The 21,585-nt window shown below is 33.2% G+C and carries 25 protein-coding genes and 1 pseudogene; 2 read left to right on the top strand and 24 right to left on the bottom strand.

What is annotated here, in order from left to right; genetic code table 11:
* Positions 1–150 precede the first annotated feature (150 nt).
* The 3 genes from ACEPXD_RS09145 to ACEPXD_RS09135 all read right to left on the bottom strand — a co-directional run bounded on the left by ACEPXD_RS09145 (position 151) and on the right by ACEPXD_RS09135 (position 1,622).
* Positions 151–540, bottom strand: coding sequence for a DUF4279 domain-containing protein (locus tag ACEPXD_RS09145; RefSeq protein WP_391123125.1), 390 nt, complete (start codon positions 538–540; stop codon positions 151–153).
* Between the two features lie 367 nt (positions 541–907).
* Positions 908–1,126 (bottom strand): helix-turn-helix domain-containing protein, encoded by a 219-nt coding sequence (locus ACEPXD_RS09140; RefSeq protein ID WP_144565805.1) that lies wholly within the window; start codon positions 1,124–1,126, stop codon positions 908–910.
* A 10-nt stretch (positions 1,127–1,136) separates the two neighbouring features.
* Positions 1,137–1,622 (bottom strand): DUF2975 domain-containing protein, encoded by a 486-nt coding sequence (locus ACEPXD_RS09135; protein WP_391122663.1) that lies wholly within the window; start codon positions 1,620–1,622, stop codon positions 1,137–1,139.
* A 231-nt stretch (positions 1,623–1,853) separates the two neighbouring features.
* On the opposite strand from ACEPXD_RS09135, the pseudogene ACEPXD_RS09130 reads away from it, so the two are divergent.
* A pseudogene (locus ACEPXD_RS09130) lies at positions 1,854–2,141 on the top strand (transposase); the annotation flags it as partial.
* Between the two features lie 85 nt (positions 2,142–2,226).
* Here ACEPXD_RS09130 and ACEPXD_RS09125 read toward each other — a convergent pair.
* The 17 genes from ACEPXD_RS09125 to ACEPXD_RS09045 form a co-directional block, all read right to left on the bottom strand.
* Positions 2,227–2,766 carry a VanZ family protein gene (locus tag ACEPXD_RS09125; RefSeq protein ID WP_391122660.1) on the bottom strand — a complete coding sequence of 180 codons (540 nt, stop codon included), beginning with the start codon at positions 2,764–2,766 and terminating at the stop codon, positions 2,227–2,229.
* A gap of 1,301 nt (positions 2,767–4,067) precedes the next feature.
* Positions 4,068–4,496, bottom strand: a complete 429-nt coding sequence (locus ACEPXD_RS09120) for a DUF4181 domain-containing protein (RefSeq protein WP_391122657.1) — start codon at positions 4,494–4,496, stop codon at positions 4,068–4,070.
* A 384-nt stretch (positions 4,497–4,880) separates the two neighbouring features.
* Complete coding sequence (locus ACEPXD_RS09115; protein WP_391122655.1) at positions 4,881–5,810, bottom strand: GNAT family N-acetyltransferase; 930 nt, start codon at positions 5,808–5,810, stop codon at positions 4,881–4,883.
* Between the two features lie 483 nt (positions 5,811–6,293).
* Entirely contained in the window at positions 6,294–6,683 is a 390-nt protein-coding gene (locus ACEPXD_RS09110; RefSeq protein ID WP_391122651.1) for a hypothetical protein, read from the bottom strand.
* A 367-nt stretch (positions 6,684–7,050) separates the two neighbouring features.
* Complete coding sequence (locus tag ACEPXD_RS09105) at positions 7,051–7,845, bottom strand: alpha/beta fold hydrolase (protein ID WP_391123122.1); 795 nt, start codon at positions 7,843–7,845, stop codon at positions 7,051–7,053.
* A 525-nt stretch (positions 7,846–8,370) separates the two neighbouring features.
* Positions 8,371–9,222, bottom strand: coding sequence for a hypothetical protein (locus ACEPXD_RS09100; RefSeq protein WP_391122649.1), 852 nt, complete (start codon positions 9,220–9,222; stop codon positions 8,371–8,373).
* On the bottom strand, positions 9,197–9,712 hold the full coding sequence (locus ACEPXD_RS09095) for a sigma-70 family RNA polymerase sigma factor (protein ID WP_391122646.1): 516 nt from the start codon (positions 9,710–9,712) through the stop codon (positions 9,197–9,199). Before ACEPXD_RS09095 ends, ACEPXD_RS09100 begins: the two co-directional genes overlap by 26 nt.
* Before the next feature lie 681 nt (positions 9,713–10,393).
* Positions 10,394–10,810, bottom strand: a complete 417-nt coding sequence (locus ACEPXD_RS09090; protein WP_391122643.1) for a hypothetical protein — start codon at positions 10,808–10,810, stop codon at positions 10,394–10,396.
* Between the two features lie 97 nt (positions 10,811–10,907).
* Positions 10,908–11,513, bottom strand: coding sequence for a histidine phosphatase family protein (locus ACEPXD_RS09085; RefSeq protein ID WP_391122640.1), 606 nt, complete (start codon positions 11,511–11,513; stop codon positions 10,908–10,910).
* A gap of 208 nt (positions 11,514–11,721) precedes the next feature.
* Positions 11,722–12,240: a DUF5412 family protein gene (locus ACEPXD_RS09080; RefSeq protein ID WP_391122637.1), complete on the bottom strand. Its 519-nt coding sequence runs from the start codon at positions 12,238–12,240 to the stop codon at positions 11,722–11,724.
* A gap of 188 nt (positions 12,241–12,428) precedes the next feature.
* On the bottom strand, positions 12,429–12,863 hold the full coding sequence (locus ACEPXD_RS09075; protein WP_391122635.1) for a hypothetical protein: 435 nt from the start codon (positions 12,861–12,863) through the stop codon (positions 12,429–12,431).
* Between the two features lie 432 nt (positions 12,864–13,295).
* Positions 13,296–13,658, bottom strand: coding sequence for a cupin (locus ACEPXD_RS09070; RefSeq protein ID WP_391122632.1), 363 nt, complete (start codon positions 13,656–13,658; stop codon positions 13,296–13,298).
* 467 nt (positions 13,659–14,125) lie between these two features.
* The gene (locus tag ACEPXD_RS09065; RefSeq protein WP_391122629.1) at positions 14,126–14,485 is read right to left on the bottom strand and encodes a hypothetical protein; all 360 of its coding nucleotides are present in this window, start codon (positions 14,483–14,485) and stop codon (positions 14,126–14,128) included.
* Positions 14,486–14,692: 207 nt separating this feature from the next.
* Positions 14,693–15,973, bottom strand: coding sequence for a S41 family peptidase (locus ACEPXD_RS09060; protein WP_391122626.1), 1,281 nt, complete (start codon positions 15,971–15,973; stop codon positions 14,693–14,695).
* Positions 15,974–16,106: 133 nt separating this feature from the next.
* Positions 16,107–16,409 (bottom strand): GNAT family N-acetyltransferase, encoded by a 303-nt coding sequence (locus ACEPXD_RS09055; protein ID WP_391122623.1) that lies wholly within the window; start codon positions 16,407–16,409, stop codon positions 16,107–16,109.
* Positions 16,410–16,725: 316 nt separating this feature from the next.
* Complete coding sequence (locus tag ACEPXD_RS09050) at positions 16,726–17,007, bottom strand: hypothetical protein (RefSeq protein WP_391122620.1); 282 nt, start codon at positions 17,005–17,007, stop codon at positions 16,726–16,728.
* Positions 17,008–17,215: 208 nt separating this feature from the next.
* Complete coding sequence (locus ACEPXD_RS09045; protein WP_391122617.1) at positions 17,216–17,752, bottom strand: GNAT family N-acetyltransferase; 537 nt, start codon at positions 17,750–17,752, stop codon at positions 17,216–17,218.
* A gap of 499 nt (positions 17,753–18,251) precedes the next feature.
* Between ACEPXD_RS09045 and ACEPXD_RS09040 the strand changes: the two genes are divergently transcribed.
* A complete protein-coding gene (locus ACEPXD_RS09040) occupies positions 18,252–18,485 on the top strand; it encodes a hypothetical protein (protein ID WP_391122614.1) in 234 nt (77 codons plus the stop codon).
* 398 nt (positions 18,486–18,883) lie between these two features.
* On the opposite strand, the gene ACEPXD_RS09035 is transcribed toward ACEPXD_RS09040, so the two are convergent.
* The 4 genes from ACEPXD_RS09035 to ACEPXD_RS09020 form a co-directional block, all read right to left on the bottom strand.
* Positions 18,884–19,672 (bottom strand): DUF3888 domain-containing protein, encoded by a 789-nt coding sequence (locus ACEPXD_RS09035; protein ID WP_391122611.1) that lies wholly within the window; start codon positions 19,670–19,672, stop codon positions 18,884–18,886.
* A gap of 301 nt (positions 19,673–19,973) precedes the next feature.
* Positions 19,974–20,531: a hypothetical protein gene (locus ACEPXD_RS09030; RefSeq protein WP_391122608.1), complete on the bottom strand. Its 558-nt coding sequence runs from the start codon at positions 20,529–20,531 to the stop codon at positions 19,974–19,976.
* Positions 20,532–20,633: 102 nt separating this feature from the next.
* Positions 20,634–21,014 (bottom strand): hypothetical protein, encoded by a 381-nt coding sequence (locus ACEPXD_RS09025; protein ID WP_391122605.1) that lies wholly within the window; start codon positions 21,012–21,014, stop codon positions 20,634–20,636.
* Positions 21,015–21,084: 70 nt separating this feature from the next.
* The gene (locus tag ACEPXD_RS09020) at positions 21,085–21,513 is read right to left on the bottom strand and encodes a hypothetical protein (RefSeq protein WP_391122603.1); all 429 of its coding nucleotides are present in this window, start codon (positions 21,511–21,513) and stop codon (positions 21,085–21,087) included.
* Positions 21,514–21,585: the final 72 nt, after the last annotated feature.

Below are 21,585 nucleotides of genomic sequence, written 5' to 3'. Positions count from 1 at the left end.
GACTAAAACGGTATTATCTATAATATTTTCGCAACCTTCAAGAATGTAATCTAGTTCTTTCAGTAGTTTCGACCACCTCAATTGAAGTACAGCTTGTCCAATATTTTGTCTTCAACATTACTTTTATAAGGGTTAGCATACAAATCAATATCAAAACTCGGCTTTTATACTAATTGCGAATTCAATCTGTTGGTTATCAAGATGTAAACCTGGAGTATATCCATTTTCCATTATGATAACGATAGAGAATAAACATTCTAAATTATTCTTTTCTTTCAAATGATTTATTGTAGCTAATTTACTTTTTAACTGCTCCAAAATTTGATCTATTTGTTCTTTAACATCATATGATTCTTGATACCCTGTGCTTAATGACCAGGCTGTTTCTATTCGATAACGGGTTTTCGTTGAAATAACTTTTGGATTAAAGGGTCTTACGATGACATCACCCTTTTTATAAGTTTCAGTTGGTTCAATTCCCAACTTTTTGGTCACATGATCTATTGGGAACTCATCACCAAACAGGCTAAATTCAACCATTACTTGAGTTTTATCCAAGTTTAAATTCCTCCTCTACTCTTTTTATTTCTCACTTTGTATAATCCTATTATTTTTACCTTATTAAACTAATGTTCAGTTACAATTAAGTCGGGTACCAGAAGTATTTTCATCGTGACAACAAAGTCGGGTACTGATAAGAATTATCAAATTAAAAAGGAACCGAGTTTTTCTTAACAGGTTCCCTTTGAGGTGCAAACATTGCAAATCACATCATATTTTTTGTCACTAATATCAATGCAATTCTCAGAATAAATTACATCAAAAAACGCAAAGACGGGATAGCAATTAAGCTATCCCTAAAATTCTCTATCAACTCCCGTTAGTTAAATAAATTTGTTGTCTGTTTTTATTGAGTGTCTTCGTCGCTTTTGTACTCCAAAATATCACCTGGCTGACAATCCAAAGTCTTACATATCGCTTCTAATGTTGAAAAACGAACCGCTTTTGCTTTCCCATTTTTCAGAATGGAAATATTCGCCATAGTAATTCCAACCCTCTCCGAAAGCTCCGTTACACTCATTTTTCGTTTTGCTAACATCACATCAATATTAATAATAATTGCCATATCATCCACCTCAGACCGTCAAATCATTTTCTGATTTTATGTTAATCGCTTCTTGTAGAAGCCGTTGGAGGATAGCAGCAAAAACGGCGATAACCAACGAAGCAAAAATGATGATGAGTCCCATTAATCCAATAGGTGGGTCAACTTTCTTCGCTATAAAACGGAAGAGTGGCAAACCTAATACATACAAACCACTGATTGTAATCGCACAGCACTTTATGTTCATTAACGACTTTACAGATAATTCCGAGAACGCTGTGTTTTCGTCAATGTACCGTAAAAGATTGAAAGCCTGATAGAGAGCAAAGTAAAAAGGCACAGCCGCTCCATACATCACGATGAAAACGAGATATTTCAATGGGGCAATATTTGGATACAATTTTGATGCGAAATTCGCCATATGGGGCACTAAAAATATACATAAAGCAAGAACTGCAATTCCAGCCAGAAAAATAATTACCTTTAAGAAAGTGGTTGAACCTCGTTTAACATTCATATTAAGCACCTCACTTATTTAATGACAATATAAATTTAACACATCATTTATCGTTTCGCAATAAATCCGTATTGTTTTTCATTATATTATTTTTGTTATTTAAATGTCCTTTTAATTTTCACAAAAATAAAATGCATTTCTTATTTCAAAGAAATGCTCTTACTTTAAAATGTTAAATTTACAACTTGTTCAAAAAGCTCAATCCGAATACCATGGATTGAGCTTTTCTAATTCAATTATCAAATGAAACAGTACAGTCAGACTTTACTCTAAAGAGAAATCACGCAAAGTATGTCTCGTAAAGGTAACTGTTATGATAATTCAGTCATGAAGAATTTCATTGGCATCATGAAGTCCGAGCTTCTATATCTCAAAGAATTTGAAAGTGTAAAACATTTTAAACTAGAACTAGAAAAATATTTCGAGTACTATAATACGAAACGAATTAAGTCAAAATTTAAAGGTCTGAGCCCGGTACAATACCGAGTTCAAACCTTAGCTGCCCAAAGCATCGGTTAGTTGAGTAAGAAAGAGACCCTTATTAAACAATCGCGCCCGATTGCAGTATAAAGTTCCTGAAAGTAAAGCCCCAACACATCAATAATTATTCATAATTCCCGTACCTAATAACACCAATAATTAATAACAGCATTAATGCAAAAATACATATCGTTCCGATTGAAGCTAAAACATTAAGGATTTTATTTGCTTTTGTACTAAACAGCTTACAAAATACAATATAAACTCCAACTCCAATAATTCCACCTAATGTATTTCCCATAAGGTCAGTTACATCGCTACCTCCTATAGCAAAGATGAATTGCAATACTTCAAATAACAAACTAACTCCTGCTATTGGTACAATCTTTTTCAAGAAAGACCAATTTGGTTTTAGCATACTCATATAAATTCCAAATGGGATAAATGCAATTAAATTAAAGATTATTTCATTAAAATCTATTTGATTATTAACAATAACTGAACCAGCAAAAGGGATTAAGCTGATTCCCCTAAAATCCGTGAAATGACGCAAGTCTTGAAATGAAAATTGCATTTTAAAGAGTATAATCCATGTTAATACAAATAAATATACGGCCAACAAGCCAGCAGTTATTTTATTTTGATTATTTTTCGATTTTTCCATATAAATCCTCAATTCCTACTTATAATCTAATTAAAACCTCTACATCCTTTGCAAATCCAACAGTTAATTCAATAATCTTGTTCCATAATTTGGCCTGATTGTTGAACACAAGTTAAACAACACTCTTCAACTAAACTACACCGGTAGTTTAATAAGAAAAAGGAGTTGCCTAAGCAATCCATGATCTTCTACTAAATCACTCCGTTAGTTGAAGTACAAATATTGTAGTTGGATAGTTATACATCTGATTTTTGGTTATTACTTTTTGATTTTATAAACTTAATAATAAATAGAATTATAACTAAAATCATTAGAAACAGACCTAAATAGAGTAGCCCTGTTCCTAAGGGATAGTTTATTGCATATTCTTTTTGAAATTCCAATAGCTCTTTATTACTTATAAGATTAATATCTTGTAAAGGGATAAGGATGGCTTGTAATATAAATCCAATTACTATTAAACAAAATGATAAAAAACTTATGCTGAAAAGTGTTATCTTATTGAACATAAATCGCATAATATCACCTCATTTTTTTCGCTACTTTTTACATAGATGATTTCACTTAATAAAAGTTGTTCGATACAAAGAATATTCCAAAAGGATTTTCAACATTATTCTTTAACAGAGCCTTTATTTAACACTTTCTTCTTCAACTAGTCGAGTAGAAGGGAACCTCTCTACCTTTCGGTAGATTGTGTTCCTCCCCCCTCACAGAATCGTGCTTGCGCTATTTACGCACAAGGCTATTCCTAGTCACCATTCACAAAATATAGCTAATCTCTTTCACTCAAATTTTTGCTAATTCTGTTATCCTTAATAGTTTTGTTTCCATTTATTATCCCTACCTCTGCGTGTAGTAAATGTGTCCCTAGTCAGGGTGATAACTTGGTAGCAGCCTTTCCTCCATCGGCATTACCCAACTTCATTGGTACTACGCTGCTATCCGACTCCCTACAACGGCATTTGGCTTCCTTGCTTATTATCGCTTGTACACCATACTCTTCTATAAGAAGAAAAGACCGGTAGGGTCTCCCGAGTTGCCGTATCAAATCCATGTTTGACATGCCAAGGTCTCTGACTCCAGAGAGGTTCTATCCTTCTTGCCTTTAACGATGGATAAAAATGTAGCTTTCGGCCCACCACCTAACTGTCTACGCTTAAAGTCTAATATTACCATTAGCCCTCCAAGACTCGCTACGAGTGAATGGCTAGTTCTTTCTCGACGGGAATCCCACCCGCTATATGATACGACCTAGGCTCGGCCGCACAAGCACCTCGTTAGTTGAAGAACAAAGTTCGTTAAAACATACCCAAAAAGTTAGTTCTCAATATTGAAATTACTAATATCATGCCAAATACTAACTGACTCAAAGTAAAAATATATGCTTTTTTATTATCCGCATATTTCCATTCCATCAATGCTCGAACTGCCTCGGACAATATCGTTAAACCGAATAATAAATACCATGACTCTAAAAACCAAATTCGTTCTGTATAATCTCGAGCGACATTAATAGAAGATCCCAATATTATAAAAGCGATGAAAATTATTCTAATCGTCCAATCGATTTTTTGGTGTTTGTCATTCACGTGGTTATGTGAAAAACGCTTCTTCTTTTCAACTTTCAACCACCTTCTCATAACTGAACCAAAAATAATAAACAATAATGAAAAAATTACTATCACAAAGATCAACTTAAGCCAGACTATCGGTTCAATACCATACACAATAACATTACCTCCCATTCAATGCAGAATACTTATATTATTATTCTACGGTTAATAATCACAATTGTTTCACCCTGTGACATTAGTTCAACAAGAAAAAAAGAGTTGCATTTGCAACCCATGATCTATAACTAAACCACCCGTTAGCCATCCATGCAGCACAAAATCAGTGCTGCACCACAGAGAATGAATTGGTCAGGAAGTGCCAATACTGATTCTGACCTTTATCCAGTCTACCGTAATCCATTGACTTATTTACGCTCTCCTCTTTTTTTTAACGATTAAGCAGGGGTCTTCTTAAGTATTGTCATTTTTCTTTCCTTTAAGAAACTAATTTTCATGTTAGTTGAATAAGCAATTAAAATTTAAGGTAATACAAAGTGTTTATTTTTTATTCAATTGATAGTAAGCTTCAATAAGATCTTCTACTGGAACATTATCAATTTTCATACCAGTCAAATCACTCTTTTGTATTTCTACATTTCTAAGATTACAGTTACTCAATTTACTTCCTTCAAGGTCACATCTTACAAATGAGATTGGCTTATTTTCATCTCCAAGATTTGTATCAATGAAACTAACCCCACCTAAAGTGACAAATATCATCTCACTGTTAGAAAGATTTAAATCGGCATATAGAGAATTTTTAAAATTTATATTTTGGAACTTCGAGTGACTAAGATTACAATTGCTAATATGACTATTCATTACATTACTGTTACTAAACGAACTACTTTCTAAATTTACACCATAAAACTCCGTTTTTGCCATATCGCAATTCACGTATTGGAAGCTTGAAATGTTTTTATTTTCAGCTATGTTTTCTTTTTCTGATGAAGTTTCTATTTTCTTTAGATAACCATATTCATCTTCAGATTCAAAGGTTGTTCTATAACCCATTTTTTCATAAAAATAATGATTGTTAATTTGTCTACTTGACGTCTCAAGGTCCCAAGTCCTCACATTCCAAAACTCTTCCTCTACTAAATTTATTACTCTAGAACCTATTCCTTTACCTTGATAGTTAGGATCAACGAAAATACGGTCTATTCTCCCAAAACTTTTACCAGAAATAGTAATTATAATTCCACCGATAATTTCTTTATCCTGTAAGACTTTAAAATATTCCAATTCTCTAATCATATATTTAGTCATTTCAACAGAAGAATATCCTGGTGGCTGAATATTGTAGTCAATTACATCATCTTGATTTGGAAGCCACTTTTTCACTTCTTCATCAAAAGTCCTTTTCTTAATTTCTGTTAGTTTTTCAGCATCCGTAATGGTTGCTTTTTCAATGGTTATAAATGACATTTGAGTGTTCTCCTTTGGTGTTTACCCTCATATTACCATGTTTGAATGGTATTTTCTTATTGAACCAAACTGCCCCGTTAGCCATCCATGAAGCGCAAAATCAGCGCTTCACCACAGAGCATGAAAATGGATACCACTGTCTATACTGTTTCTATGGCTGGCGAAGAAGGTCGATACACTATGGTGCCATAGAGCCCATCCGTTAGTCTGACTCCAACGATCTCGGTGCATCACAGACTGTCGAACCCTATATGGGTAGCACTTATGGGAGATTAATCCTTTTTGATTGGTTCCACCAGCCTTGCCTTTATTTTAGGAAGAATGGAGATGTTTCTTGATTTACCTATTAACTCAATATAATCATTCAGAATGCTCAGCCTTTTTTTAAAAAGCTTTTTCTGAGTCTCTTTTGTTATGCAATTTTATAGATTTTGAGCGTTTTTTAATTTTCATGTCAGTTGAATAAGTATTGAAGAAATAATCCTATGATAAAGCAATAAATAAACATAATATGAAAGTAAAACCTGATAATGGTGTCATAACAAATCTCTCTTTCTTACTCCGAGATATTAGATTTGCTATTGTATTAACGCCGAGGAAAATTGTAATAACCCATACTAATATGTTTGTAGATAAAAAATCTACACCAATTAAGACATTAGTATGTTGCAGAAAAACAAAGCCCATAAATAACAGAATCAAAGCATTAGCAACACTCGCAATACGTAATTTTTTAGGTAAAACCTTATAATGTCCACCCATTGCAAATTCACCAAAAGGATAGCCTAATGAAAGTAGCACTTGAAAAACTGCAATGGACATCAACAAAATCGCCACAATAATTGATGATATGTAGATAAAATCCGCTTCCATACATTACCTCCTTCCCCTTTACTTACTCGTATATACGAAAAACCATTCAGAATGTTTCAATATTCCATGAATTAGTCTTATTGAACTCTACTGCGTCGTTAGTTCAAGAAAAAAGTATCGCCACAGACTTGAAGTAAAGCATCCCTTCTGTCCAATAATTTACATATATTAACTTATTCAACAAAATCGCAAAAATACCTTCTTCTTCAACTAAACTGCTGCGTTAATTTTAAGTGTAACATTTCACAATGGATTTCAGAGATCTACTTGATGTTTTGGATAAAAAAACAGACCATCGAGATGGTCTGTTAACTAAAGCACTCCTATAGTTAAATAGGAAACTCTAATTTATGAAACGTTACACCAATCAAAAATTTACAGATTCAAGTCTGTTTAACCAGTTATGAACTAATGCGTTAAATACATCGGTTTGTTCGATTTGTAGGTTGTGACCAGCCATATCAAGCACTGCAAAAGTTGCCCTTGGGTAATCTTCAATTAGCCGCCACGCATCGTGGTATCCGACTATATTGTCCTGACGCCCTGTGATAATTAGCGTGGGATACTCAAGTTTAGATGAAATATCGAAGGTAAAGCCATATCCATTTTGACGAATGTGGTTTAAGAATTCAATATTTGTTTGTTTAGAAGGAAGTAAAATTTCATTTCGAAACCTCTCCCATTCAGTTTGACCCTGCACCACCCCCATGGAGCAAAATTCATCAGCATCCTCTGGAGACAAAAGTGATATCAAGTTGCTGTCTCTTTTTAGAACGGTTTGCTGTGGTACTTCCCTTTCATCGAATTCAGGTATAGTCATTGGTGCCATCAGCAGTAATCCACGAACTTTGTCCTGCCTTGAACGGACTATACCTCTGGCAATGTACCCGCCATATGAATTACCACAAATAATAAACGGTTTACCCGGGATAATTTCGTCCAAAAGATGTAATATTGCTTCTAACATATCGTCAGAGTTCTGAATAGATGGTTGTGACTCGGAATGCCCCATGCCTGGTAAGTCTATGTATATTCTATTCCAACCGCTTCGTTTCTCGAATAACGGTTCCATTGCATGTAACATCACTTGGTGGTCAAGTGTCCAACCATGCAATATAACAATGGGATATCCTTCTCCAATTACTTTATGGTAAATCGGCATGTATTTGTTTCCCCCTTTCCCTGTAAACCAGAGTGTATTGACTTGGATATTTAATCCTTCCATGCATATATCTCAATTTTAACAAACTTCCTTATTCAACTAAACTGCTGCGTTAGTTTAAGTGTATCATTTCACAATCTTACTTGAATCTGATATTATACGTTCAATAAAAAATAATTAAAGAGAAAAGGAACCAATAAAACTAAAATAGAACCTATACCAAAAACAGATACCACTTTTATCATGTCTTTTTTCAAGATAATCCCCCAAAGCGTTTTTTATAATTGTTAATACTTTCCAAAGCTAAAAATATTCCAAAATAATCCATCTAAAATAGATTAGACTTATTCAAGTAAGGGGTGCTTTGTTCAATAACAAGAAAGGCTGTCTACTGACAGACCTGCTCTACTAAAGTACCTCGTTAGTTTAAGTGAAACACTTCACAATATTACAATTTAATAGGTGTTAACAGTCTTCGTGTGCTTGAAAATTATTAAGAACACGAAGACTGGCCGACATGTTTTGTTAGTATCTTCCTTGCAGATAATATTCGGCGCCTTGGTTATCCACTAAAATGCGCTCGCCTTTTCTCGTAAAGACGATGTCAAATCCATCTGCCGATAACCATAAAACTTTTCCATTATCTTTGTAGATAAGTCGAGGTTGTTGGAAATGTTTAAACACATTTTCCTTGCCAATCTCTTTTAAGTATAACTCGATGGCTGACTCTACTTTATTACGTGAACGAGAGCCACTCACAAGCAATTTTCCATCATCTATTGCCACAAACTGATTGTTATTATGACTATATCCACCGGAACCAAAAATGGCTTGCGCCTGCGCTACTTCAATATCAAAATGCTCGTATATATAAAAGGGTTGATCATAAACTGATTCATATATTTTGCCATCAACAATTTGGTAATACGTAACAACTTCGTTCCATTTTTCTCCTTCTTTATTCATCACCATAAATTTCATCCAAATGATGCCGTCAAGCTCCCGTAGAAATTCCGCTTTCAAAAAATCTATATTTTCATACTTTTTAGATAACTCATCCACAGTCCCACCATATGCCGGGGATGCTACTAGATTTAACATTTCTGGATCCAGTGCATCAATTGCCTCGAAATACGTGTTAAAAAGTTCTCCATGGTCCCCAAGTGCATTTGTTGTGGCAGCACTTAAAATCCCTGATTGGGCTGACCATAATGTAATCGTAAGAAGCAATGCCGCGATTGAAACGATGCCTACCATTGCAAATATTGGAGTACGCGTCAATTTTTTTCTCGGTTTAGCCATTTTCCGTGCAAGGTCCTTCGTCATCCAGAACTCTTCGCCAATCACCTCATCAATACCCGTTTTCAATCGTTCCATCAAAGCCGTCCTCCTTAAGCACCAATTTAAGTTTTTTACGACCACGAGCAAGCCTTGTACGCACCGTAGCCGATGAACAATTTAGTAGCATACCAATTTCCTCTGACGAATAGTCTAAGTAATACGTAAGTACAATGACTTCACGGTATTTCAGCGGTAATGAAAGAACGGCTTGTGCGAGTTGACGATTTTCTGATTGCGTCACGATATCTTGCTCTGTCGATCGGCCAAATAAATGCTGAATTTTTTCGACCATAGTCGTATTTTTATAATGCCAACTTCGCAAATAGTCGTAACTGCGATTAATCGTCATTCGATACAAATATGTATGATACGTGGCCTCTTCACGAAACAATGTTTGCTTTTCAAATGCTTTTAGTAGCACATCTTGGACAATGTCTTCCGCAGCTTGCTTATTTTTCACATATGTATAAGCAAGTCTCAACAACTCATCACCATAATCATATATAAATTTTTCGAGTCGGGTCATAGGGCAACTCCTTTTAGTATTAAATGTTAGACGGAGCAAGAGGAATTTCTGTTTCAAAAATGAGTGAAAAGATTAAATAAATTAAAGGTGTATACATGTCGGAGATGTGGCGATATGTGAGTATTACTCAATGTGGAAGATGTATCGTAATATATACCGTTTGATTCGAAATCTGCAATTCTACCTGTGATCCAACAACAGCTCATGTCATTTTGAATTATCTATGGGAGAATAATATTATTTTACCAATCCTTCTGACAAGTAATTATTTGAAATTCTCATAGAACTATTCATCTTAGATATTTAAATTTTCAGTTCTTTCACTGATTTTCCTTATTGAACTAAACTGCCGCGTTAGTTCAATAAGAAAAAATGCTACCCTTTCTTGAAGCAAAGCATCCGTTAGCCATCCATGCAGCACAAAATCAGTGCCGCACTACAGAGAATGAAAATGGTTAGGAAGTGTCGATACTGATACTTACCTTAATCCAGTCTAACGTAATCCATAGACTTATTTACGCTCTCCCCTTTTTTTATGATTTAACAGGGGTCTTCTTAAGTATTGTCATTTTTCTTTTCTTGAAGAAACTATTTTTCATGGTAGTTTAATAAGTACAGAGACGCTTATTAAACAATCGCGCCCGTTTGTGAAAACCTTCCGATTTTATTTTTTGGTCGCAATCAAAGCCCTTTTCTATAACCCAAAAATACGTATCCACTCAGACATAACTGAATAACGCTCAAAACTAAAAATGGACCATTTACTATATATGATTCCTCTAAAATAATGCGCTGAAAAATCAAGCTAAAAAAGAAAACTGCTCCCATAATGGCAGTTGCATACCACGAACTGTTATGCCTTTTTTTGAAACTAAACACCGCCGCTAGTATATTACCCAGTCCAAATATGACAATTGCGAGAACCCCAGGCATAACCCAACTATCAAAAGGGAGCCTGGATGCCCAACTATCAGGATATTTCTCGGCAAAGATTGTTCCACTACTTGACAACACCATTTGAACTCCGAACCAAATTGCACCCGTCGCCAAAAACAAATCATAAATGCCCATCATTCTTGCTCTTATTGTTTGCTTCATCTTTTTCCCCCCAAAAGTTTTAACTAACCTACGTCTTTAGTTGAATAACAATAAAGGCTGTCTCCTGCCTCCTTGTTCTGCTAAGGGAGAGGTTAGTTCAATAACAAAAAAAGTTATATTGGTTAACACCAATATTTACACCCCATAGTCTTTGAACATTCACTAATTCCCGTTCATAGAATTCCATTCTATAAATATCAGGTTTTGATGTGCTATGTAAAAAATTCAAGTCATAGGTGCTATCGAAATATCCCATAATCAAGGTCATAACCGCCCCGTGAGTACCTATCACTATTTTTTTATCTCTAAAAGTATCTAATAGTTCTTTAAAGACTTTTATAGCTCTTTTTTGACAATCAGCATTTGATTCTCCTCCCTCTAAAGCGAAATTTGATTCGAAAAATGACTTCTTCAAAAGTGGAACTAATTCTTTATCAGATACTCGATTGTCTTCAGAAGAAAAAATCCTCTCTTTTAAACCTTCAAACACTAATACTTTTTGCCCTATTTGTTGAGCTAACTTTTCAACAGTTAAAATTGAACGTACGTATGGACTTGAAACAACTGCATCAACTTCTTCATCTTTCATTAACTCAGTTACTCGTTGAGCATCTAAATAACCTTTTTTGGTTAATCCTCTTGTTCTTTCATTTCCTTCTTTTGGCGACTCACCGTGTCTCACCATATAAACAAATGTACTCATAATATATTTTCCCCCAAAGTGCTACTCTTATTTTTCTTCTTATTCACAAGCGATTACCTTTAGTTAATTATAACAATCAAATTCCACTATTTGTTACCTATTCCTTATTCAACTAAACTGCACCGTTTGTTGAATAAGAAACAAAAGCTGTATTAACAGCTCAATGATCTACCACTAAAGCACCCATTAGTAAAAAGAATTATTAATTCTAAAAGGTTTCCCCTTTATTCAAGTTCAAAGTATGATTGTTAATCGTGACGATATGGTTATTTGTCCATTCCACATCAACCTTGTGCATATGGTCTTGGTAATAAATCCTCTTTTTAAACCAAAGGGGACCATTTACAATTCCTGTTACACTAATGGAAGTAGTCGCTCCACCGTTTAATGTGTAAAAGTTGATGATGATTTTAGAGTCAGGTGATTGTGCTGTTTCAAGGGGTTCTCTCGCAAATGTATTTATCGCTACCCCTAACAGAAAAATTGCCGAAAGAGGGAATGCAATTAGCACTGTCAGCCAACTTCTCCATCTCGCACTCCTACTACTTTTGTCTTTAAATCCAATAATACCCGTAACGAAAGTAATGACGGTGAGTAACCATAAAGTCAAAGCAGGTGGTGCCACTTGCCAAGTTCTGTTAAATGAAGCATATAAAGCTTGGAATGCAAGAGTTAATATAAACAAACATAAAATGAATGACCATAAATTATATTTCCTTTCCAACATATTACCTCCCGATTAGAATTTTTGGTGTTCCCTAAAAAATCTTCTTATTGAACTAAACTGCGGCTTTAGTTGAATAACGATAAAGACATTATTCAACCAGCCTTGTTATGCTAAAGCACCCGTTAGCCATCCATGAAGCTATTCCTCTATAAAAGAGAGCCATAAAAAATCCCCTTAATAGAGGCATATTAGTTATTAATTGTTTTAATTCGGAAAGCATAAATTCCATCACCTTCATCCCAACTTGCGTGAATGACAAAAATGAATTCGCCTTCTTCCTCTGGTAATGTAAATTCATGGGTATTAGATCTTTTAAGATCCACGCCATTGTTTTCCCAAATACCAATTTCGATTGAAGAAGGTTTGTAGTCAAAGTTAATTAATATTGTTTTCCCACTTGGAACTTCATTCACCTTCACCTTTTCTACAAGTTCAGCTGGGGATGCCGAATCAGCAATAACAACTTTTCCATTTTCCGACCAAGAATATGTCCCCATTGCATAAGAAATTTCTTGATTATCAACCGTTATAGTCGGATGAGGTGGTTTCAAATCTTTATTTTCATTTGATTGGCATCCAGTTATAAAAAATATAAAAACAAATATCCATAGGCATCTTTTCATTCTAATCCTCCCTCTATAAATGTTAATGTATATGGTTTGTTCATTCTATATTTTTCCTTTTTACTTAAATGATGAGCTTCGGCTTTAAAATATTTGATTGTTATTTGTTCTAATTCCTTATTCAACTAAACTGCGCCGTTAGCTTAAGTACACCTTTTCACAATCTTAGATAAATATCCACCGCAAAGTTAAATATGATAAAGTAAACGCCATAGCATAGGTATCCCAAGATAGCCTATTAAAATACCGATTAATAACACCAAAAATAACTCCATTTTAGTAAATTTTTCAAACCATTTCCCCCTATTATCAAGCTAAGTGCCAATAACCTCTTATTGAACAATATTGCTGCGTTAGTTCAATAAGAAAAAAGAGTTGCCTAAGCAACCCATGTAAATCAACTAAAGCATCCGTTAGTTGCACAAGATTTTTTTATTTTAGTTCTTTAATTGGCATAAAATTAGAAGGGGTTAATTCTTCAGACTCAATTACAATTGCAGTTAGTCCAGTTACAGTTACCGTTTCGTGTCCTTCTCCCTTTTCCCAAAAGACCACATCATTAGCTTTTATATTTACTTTTAATTCATCATCACCACGAACCCATCCTTCCCCATTTACAACAATGAGTAATTGTGGGGTAACAGCTTGATGGAAACCTACAATTCCATTAGCTTCTAAATGCATGCAACCAATTTTTGTAGGTTTTTCTGTTTTTACAATTCGAGACATAATGAAATTTGAATTAAAATGAGAAATGTTTTTTCCTACTTCTTTGTCAAATCTATAAAATTTCAAAAAGATTAACCCCCTCTTTTTACATTCTACTTTGTAAATACTACGTACTTAATCAATAGTCCTGTTTAAAACTTATTCTTTAACTAAACTGCTTCTTTGGTTGAATAAATAAAGGCTGTCTCTGACTATCCCTGTTCTGCTAACGCACTCCGTTACTTCGATAAACCTTATCTTGTAAAAAGCCAAATTAAAACAAGAACAATAGCGATTACAGCCCAAATAATGGCTTGTCTATTTTTTTTCAATTACAACCCCCCCCACTGAAAGTTTGAAACCATAGTTTACTATCCTGCCCATTTACTTTAATACGCTTGAAATAAATAAAAGTTCCAATTTTACGCCAATTTTCCATTTGAAATTATTAAAAACCTATTTTTACTTATTGAACTAAACTGCACCTTTAGTTTAATCAGAAAAAATGCTTTACTCCTTCTTGAAGTAAAGCACCCGTTAGTAAAAAATAAAAGTTATTTTTCTCCGTACTTTCCATCCCTAATCGCTTTTCTATACTTACCTTCTTCTTCAATAGCAATTGCTTCTTCTGTTCTTATTCCTTTCATAGCGTAATATTTTGTACCTTTTTCATACACATTCGAGAAGTTTCCAAAGTACGTTCCCTCCATATCTGAATACTTTGTTACTTCACCAATTTCTTCATCTACATCATCTACATATTTATCACTTAATTGATAAATATAACCATTCCAAACGACAAATTCAAAAGCCCATTCTGCTGATGAATTGTTAATAACAGCAGATGAATCGTTGGAGCAACCCGATAAAAAAGCAATAGCTATTAAAGAAAAGAAAAAGTATTTTATTCTCATAAGAATTTCCCCTTTTCATAATAAGTCGTTAATTTCCAGTTGAAGTTTCTTTTATGGTTATTGAACTAACCTGCACCTTTAGTTCAATAAGAAAAAAGAGTTGCCTAAGCAACCCAATGTTCTTGAACTAATGCACTCGATAACGTAAGTATAATTCTTCACAACCATGTTCTTGTACCTTTTAGAGAAATATTATCTTGTGAGTAATTAATTGGTTTCTGCTGATAAATAATCTAAAGCTTTTTCTAAATCAATATCAAAATCTATATGCTTAGGCGTCCAAGGTATATATATATTAGGTTCAATTCCCTTACCAGTCATCCCCAACCCCTTATCAATTCTTGATAAACGAGAAGTAGGGTACATAAGTTCAAAGCCTTCAGTCCATTTCTTAGTAACGAGGTTTGCATAATCATTTAAACCCATTGTTGGTCTTCCAACTACCACTACCTTAGAAGACTTCTTACACACTTCTACAAATGAATCACCAGAGCTACCACACATATAGTCCGATAAAACGACTATTCGCATGGGGCTATTGCTGCCTTTTATAAAGGTGTCAGTAAAAAGTTCAGTAAAATCAAACTCCACAAATCCTTTTCCTTTATTTTTCTCCCATTCTCTTTTAAAAACATGTAAAAACTGTTTCGCCTGTTCATCTTGAATATTATCTAGGCCACTATTTAAATCTTCCAATGCTCTATCTGTATTAGCTTTAGTACAATTAAAGAGCATCTTTTCTTCAGGATCAGCTAATTCAACCCCTTCTATTGGCATAAGATAGGGAAATAAAGGATGAAAGCTTGAATCACTACCTCCATAATTTATACGTACATCAATAATCCAATTTTCCGTTGTATCTAGCAAAACCTGATTTTCTTCGATTAAAGTTACAATTGCATCGGGGTTCATAAAACCGGAAATCGTTAACAATAAGGTCTTATCATCTATTTTTCCAATAGAATACGTTGGAATATATTTTGCCTTTTCGTACCATTTAAAACTAAAAACACTGGTATTCCCTTCAACATCCTCAATTTCTCCATAGTCATACAAACCTAGAATGGGCATCCATTGTTCCCGTTCAGCATGATTTTCATTTAATAATTGAAGATGCTTCTCCTTTAATTCAGGGATAGTATATCCTCCGACCGATTTGAAGAACATTCCTTCTTTTAATCTATTTTCGTTATTCACTTGTGTAACAAACAGATAATCCTTATAACGACGCAAACGAAATCCTCTGTCAACTGCTTTATTATTTATTGTACTTTCAGCCTGATCAAGAAAATAAATATGTTGGTCATTAAAATATAATAAATAGTCCTTAACTATTCCCACAAACTTCTCTCGTGTTAACAGATTACTGCCTTTTAACTGCTCTATCTTATTTAAAAAATCTACTGTTATATTTACTCCTTTTTTATCTTTATATCCAGCATAATCGCGATTCATGATATGCATTACTTCCTTGAAAACTTGTTCCATTAAAGTACCCCCACTTTCATATTTTGAAGTTAATTAGTACAAAGAGTGAAATATTTACTCTTTCTATTACTGGTCCATTTAATGGAAACGAGCACAATCCTTATTTATTAATCGCCTCCGTGAGATATAGATGTTATTTTCTATATCTCATTAAATTACTTCCATTTACATCTGTTGAAAAACCAAATTTCTTATAGTACGGAACCAACCTATCAGGACAGTAAAGTTCTACTCTTTCTACATCTCTAACATGAGGATGTTCCAAAATACTCTTCATCAAAATAGTACCTATACCATTATTTCTGTAATTCTCTTTAGCAATAACATCAAATATAAACGCTCTATAAAGAGTGTCTGAAATCACCCTTGCAAATCCAATTAATTCTCCTGTTTTATCATTAATCAAACTCAGTACTACGCTGCTGGTATCTAGCAACCTCCTAATTTCAGATAGTTGACTCTTCTGTGTTCACCATTCGTTATTAAATAAGCTATGTAATTCTACTTATTGGTTTTCATTCGATTCCCCAATTACCTAATAATCATCCACTGCTTCATTCTCCTTAAACATCGTATTCAACTTTATTTACACCTTAAAACATTCGTTATTCACATTCATTTTCCCTTCATTATTAGTGCAATATTTAAATATATTCATTAAACTAACCTATTGCTTTTGTTGAATAACAATAAAGGCTGTCTACTGACAGCCCTATTCTGCTAAAGCACCCGTTAGTTAAATAAAATTTTTATTATTTACTCTCAATTGGTTTCTTTTTAGTGAAAATCCCTGCAATGATTGTGATAATTCCACCTAAGAATATAAGAAGATGAAAAACAATTAAAGAACCTGTCCCCTCTAAACCATGTATAACTTTAGTTTCGTGTAACAAAGGAAGTGTTAACGGATAAGTCAAAACCGATAACAGCATGATTACTCCAGTTATTAGTCTATTTTTCTTATTCCTTTCAGTTAGGTATAAAGAAAATATAAAAATTATAAATGCTAATCCTACAAAAATAGCTAATGTCATTTTAGAACCTCCCCTTAACAAATACAAATTACTATTAAAATCAAAATCTTATTCAACTAACCTGCGGCGTTAGTTTAAATGTAACATTTCACAATGAATTCCTAAGATCTACTTGATGTTTTGGAAAAAAAATAGACCCTCGAAATGATGGTCTTGGTTTACTAAAGCACCCGTTAGTTTAAGAGTATGTATTCACAAAGGAGGACAATTACAATAGCATATTGTCATAATCACTTTTAATTATTGCCATTATAATTTCATCTGAATATGTTTTATTGTAAAATAAAGACTGCCGTAAGACACCTTCTTTTACAAACCCCACTTTTTCATAGGCTCTAATTCCACGTAAATTATGGTTAAATACTTCTAACTGTATACGATTTAATTTGAGTTGTTCAAAAACAAAACTTAGAACTATTTTAATGGCTTCTGTACCATATCCTATTCCCGTTAATGAAATAGAAGCCATTGATATTCTGAATCCTGCTTTTTTGCTTTCTTCATCAATATCTAAAATCGATAACTCTCCAATCATTTCATCACTGCTTTTTAGACAAATAGCGAAATCATAACGACTTGAATCATTATTTATATTCTTTATATGTGCCTTAATTTGCTCAATAGAAAAACTAGGATTAGTCCCTGTCATATAACGTATTTCTTTATCTAGTGTATTTTCTAACATAATAGGAGCATCTGACTCACATAGAGGTCTTAAATAAATTCTCTCGCTTTCTAATCTCATTTTGACTTTCTCCTCATTTCTGCTATTCAATTTATTGTTTGAGTAAATGGACATACTTTGATAATACATTAATCTATAATGCTGTGATATACCAAGAACAATTTATAAAAGTTTTATCCACAATGCATTAAAATGTATCTACACTAACCTGCTTCGTTAGTTGAGCAAGAAAAAAGAGCTACCTATTCTTTTACATTCTTTAATTCTTTATTTTTTTTGTCATTATAAAGAAGAAATGATGTTACAATTATCCCATTCAAAAGATACTTTAAAAACCCACCTTCTATAAAACAATTGACAATACCTATTCCTACCAACACTGTTATTACACTAAATATGACCCTCATAAATACTTTCATTAAACCACATCCCTTATGTGTGAAAATGAACTAACCTGCGTCTTTAGTTGAATATCAAGAAGGGTTGTCTACTAACAGCCCTTTTTGCTAAAGCACCCGTTAGTTTAAGTACATTCCTTCACAAACTGTTTTATTCACTCTTGCTTATTGAGTTACTAAAAATGCTTAGCATGAATGTTAAACCTGCAACAATTTCAATCAAATTGGAGCTTAAAACTTTTACTAACCACATACCACCTGTTGAAAAAGAAATTGAAAAAGTTGCTGATAATGGCATAATTAACGAAAAGAAAAAACAAGGAATGAATACGCAAATAAGTAAAGGTAGATTTATTTTAAATGACCATTTTTTTATAAAAATAAGTGATAGATAGATACCCCATATAAAGAGAATAGTAAACCTAGTCCAATAAATTATATCGGAATGAAATGTAAAGCTATCTTTAATTTGATTTTTAGTATCATAACTGATGATTGTTAATAAAAATAATCCAATTACCTAAATTAATTTCCATATATAAGTTGACCGCTTTTTCATGAACAACACCCCCTTCGTGTTTTTATTTTATAATTGTTAATACGTACCAAAACGTAAAGAGTTCCAAAATAATCCTCCTTAAATAAATTAGACTTGTTCAACTAAACCGCTGAGTTAGTTTAATAAGAAAAAATGCTTTACTCCTTCTTGAAGTAAAGCACCACGTTAGCTCAATAAGGATCCTTCTGTAAAATCCATTCGTTACTCTTTATTTGGAAAAAGAAATTGTTTTATTTACATATACCAAAGGAGCTCTTTCTTCATTACCTTACCTTTTTTAGATTTCTTGTCTATAATCGTCCATTTACTATTTTCTTTCTTTACAAAGCAAACTACATTAGTACCATCAGCCGTTTTAAAAAGAATGTATCCTTTATCTCCTTTGATAAAAGATACAGGGTCTATAACATTTTTATATGGCGGTTTAATCTGCGGATTTAGAATGTTTACTATTATATTTTCCACAATGTCTGTGAGTGTTTTATATTGTATTTGTTTTTCTGATTGGTAAAACAATTGGTCATAGGTGTATATTGAATAGGACTGTGATTTAAGGTTAAATGATTGCATTATATCTGATATTACTTCTTGATAAAATTGTTTTATTTTCTTTTCTTCTTCATCGCCCTCATGTTTAAATTCAATAACTCTAACTCCAAAAGGACTTATATCAAAGGTAATTGTTTCTTTTCCATAAGGTGGATTATGAGCATGTTCAAAAGTAGTCACTTGAACTTTTACCTTAAAACTAAACCCTCCTTCAGTTTCCCTAATTACACTTATTATTTTTGCATCATATAAACCATATTGTTTGTGGTAACCATAATAATTAATAATTTCTTCTGTGATATATGGGTCTAGTGTAGTTAGTAAAGCGTCATAAATTAATTTATAATCTATTTCAGTTTTTTCATTAATAACTTCTTTATATTCATTATCTAAATTCATTTCTGCATTAACCAATATACCTGAGAAATTAAAGACTATAAGTACAATAGCACTAAACAAACTAATTATTCGCAATGAATACACCCCTTTGAGTTATCTTCAAAGGTTATAATCCCCAAAATTCATCGAAATATTTACTTTGATTGTTGAATTAAACTGCGGCGTTAGTAAAAAAGGCTTTACTCCTTATTGAAGTAAAGCACTCCGTTAGCCATCCATGAAGCCCCGCTTCACCACAGAATATGGAAGAATATTTTGTTCTTCCATGGTAGTTGAAGAAGAAAAGTGAAGCTTATTCAACAATCACACCCGTTTGCTGTAACAATAGCACCAAAGCAAAAGGTGATTCAGTTCAGACCTATACATTTAATCGACGTTATTCTTTGGTATCACCAATCAAATTATAAATATAGTTATAGTCAAAAGTAGAATCCTCAATTTCATAATATCCATCCTTGAACCCAGTTATGGAAGAACTAATACGAAGGACATTAGGGGTGTCTATAGATATATCCGAGATAAATATCATTTCCGATTCATTAAACTTTAGCATCCCATTAAAATAGGTTGCATTTTCATAATTAAGCATTTCTTGTGCTGCCTTATCCTTTAAAGGGATTAATTTTAGACCGCTAAGGTATTCCAAAACTAAGCCACAAGTTTTTGCATCATGGCAGTTTGCATTGACTCCTTCACCATCAGGTAAATTTTTTGAAAAATGAAAGTCAACATCGGATTCAGATGAGTACTCCTTAATAGGATTGAAAGGAATCAAATAATATATGAAACTCTTATAGAGATAGATTGATAATAAAACTATAACTATCGCAAAGGCTAAATACTTAATTTTTTTCATCTTAAGACCAATTCCTTTCGATTTATCTTTATATATATCGCTACCACGATCTCTTAAAGTAAAGTACCCGTTAGCCATCCATGAAGCCCTGCTTCACCACGGAATATGGAAGAAAATTTTGTTCTTCCATGGTAGTTTAAGTAAAAGACTTCACAAACTTTGGTTATTCAGGCAAACTTGTCATTTCCTTTTGACTTTAAAGGCTTTAGCGAATACATAACCTGATAATCCTAATGATGCAAAAATAATATAGCATTTATAATTTTCTTTTTGTAAGTCTTGTTCGAGTTCAGTCGTATTACTGTAGCCAATCGGCCAATGATAAAGTTTATAGTTATCAAATTGTTCTCTGTTCTCTACAAAAAATGTATTTAAATCGGCTTCATTAATATCAAATAAAATACTTCCCGCCTTTACATGGTGGAAATCATGCGCTAAGTATTTCTCGAATGTTACAGTTACAATTTCATCTGCCACTGTTTCGATATCTAAAATTAATTCATTTTCTAGAAAACTTACTGTGTACCCAATTATCACACCATCGTGAATAGATATTGTCATGCCCATCCCCCTAAAAGCAACGTTGTTTGAAGATGTCTATAGCACTTCTCGATCTTTACTAAAGCACCCATTAGTGAAAGAAGTTTTCATCATGTTTCAAAGAATTACTATTAATATTATCTGGAATAGAAACTTCCAATAATACTACTTCGTTATTTTCGTAAACTTTATAAATATAGGTAACACTAGGCTCATTATTGAAAACTGCCTTCACTGTAAAAGGTCTAAGTTTTCTTCCTTCTTCAACATAAGTATCGAATGTCCAGGTTTCATTTGGATATTCCCCTAAAAGGTAAGAGTCAACAATTTCAATAGATTCTTCATATTTGTTCTGCAAGTCTCGTTCTCGGATACCAAAAAACACTCCGTATCCAATCCATGTGCTAACGAATAATACAACAACTACTATTCTTCCAAGCTTTTTTTTAAAAATAACTACCATGAAAAGAACAAACAAAACGAATGCCCCAAAAAAGCGTTCGAGTGCGTAATCTCCCATCAATTCTGTTCTCCTTTAACATTAGAAATATCATATTTTCCCTTAGACCTTCTTCAACTAAACTGCTGCTTT

It is taken from the genome of Psychrobacillus sp. L3, from assembly GCF_042945595.1.
In the GTDB taxonomy this organism is placed as follows: Bacteria; Bacillota; Bacilli; order Bacillales_A; family Planococcaceae; genus Psychrobacillus.
This window is presented reverse-complemented; position numbering and strand designations above follow the sequence as displayed.

Bases quoted from the DNA above. Each gene is read 5' to 3' on its own strand.
- ACEPXD_RS09145 (WP_391123125.1), bottom strand. From the start codon at position 540: ATGGTTGAATTTAGCCTGTTTGGTGATGAGTTCCCAATAGATCATGTG.
- ACEPXD_RS09140 (WP_144565805.1), bottom strand. From the start codon at position 1,126: ATGGCAATTATTATTAATATTGATGTGATGTTAGCAAAACGAAAAATG.
- ACEPXD_RS09135 (WP_391122663.1), bottom strand. From the start codon at position 1,622: ATGAATGTTAAACGAGGTTCAACCACTTTCTTAAAGGTAATTATTTTT.
- ACEPXD_RS09125 (WP_391122660.1), bottom strand. From the start codon at position 2,766: ATGGAAAAATCGAAAAATAATCAAAATAAAATAACTGCTGGCTTGTTG.
- ACEPXD_RS09115 (WP_391122655.1), bottom strand. From the start codon at position 5,810: ATGTCATTTATAACCATTGAAAAAGCAACCATTACGGATGCTGAAAAA.
- ACEPXD_RS09110 (WP_391122651.1), bottom strand. From the start codon at position 6,683: ATGGAAGCGGATTTTATCTACATATCATCAATTATTGTGGCGATTTTG.
- ACEPXD_RS09105 (WP_391123122.1), bottom strand. From the start codon at position 7,845: ATGCCGATTTACCATAAAGTAATTGGAGAAGGATATCCCATTGTTATA.
- ACEPXD_RS09100 (WP_391122649.1), bottom strand. From the start codon at position 9,222: ATGGAACGATTGAAAACGGGTATTGATGAGGTGATTGGCGAAGAGTTC.
- ACEPXD_RS09095 (WP_391122646.1), bottom strand. From the start codon at position 9,712: ATGACCCGACTCGAAAAATTTATATATGATTATGGTGATGAGTTGTTG.
- ACEPXD_RS09090 (WP_391122643.1), bottom strand. From the start codon at position 10,810: ATGAAGCAAACAATAAGAGCAAGAATGATGGGCATTTATGATTTGTTT.
- ACEPXD_RS09085 (WP_391122640.1), bottom strand. From the start codon at position 11,513: ATGAGTACATTTGTTTATATGGTGAGACACGGTGAGTCGCCAAAAGAA.
- ACEPXD_RS09080 (WP_391122637.1), bottom strand. From the start codon at position 12,240: ATGTTGGAAAGGAAATATAATTTATGGTCATTCATTTTATGTTTGTTT.
- ACEPXD_RS09075 (WP_391122635.1), bottom strand. From the start codon at position 12,863: ATGAAAAGATGCCTATGGATATTTGTTTTTATATTTTTTATAACTGGA.
- ACEPXD_RS09065 (WP_391122629.1), bottom strand. From the start codon at position 14,485: ATGAGAATAAAATACTTTTTCTTTTCTTTAATAGCTATTGCTTTTTTA.
- ACEPXD_RS09060 (WP_391122626.1), bottom strand. From the start codon at position 15,973: ATGGAACAAGTTTTCAAGGAAGTAATGCATATCATGAATCGCGATTAT.
- ACEPXD_RS09050 (WP_391122620.1), bottom strand. From the start codon at position 17,007: ATGACATTAGCTATTTTTGTAGGATTAGCATTTATAATTTTTATATTT.
- ACEPXD_RS09045 (WP_391122617.1), bottom strand. From the start codon at position 17,752: ATGAGATTAGAAAGCGAGAGAATTTATTTAAGACCTCTATGTGAGTCA.
- ACEPXD_RS09030 (WP_391122608.1), bottom strand. From the start codon at position 20,531: ATGGCTAACGGGTACTTTACTTTAAGAGATCGTGGTAGCGATATATAT.
- ACEPXD_RS09025 (WP_391122605.1), bottom strand. From the start codon at position 21,014: ATGACAATATCTATTCACGATGGTGTGATAATTGGGTACACAGTAAGT.
- ACEPXD_RS09020 (WP_391122603.1), bottom strand. From the start codon at position 21,513: ATGGGAGATTACGCACTCGAACGCTTTTTTGGGGCATTCGTTTTGTTT.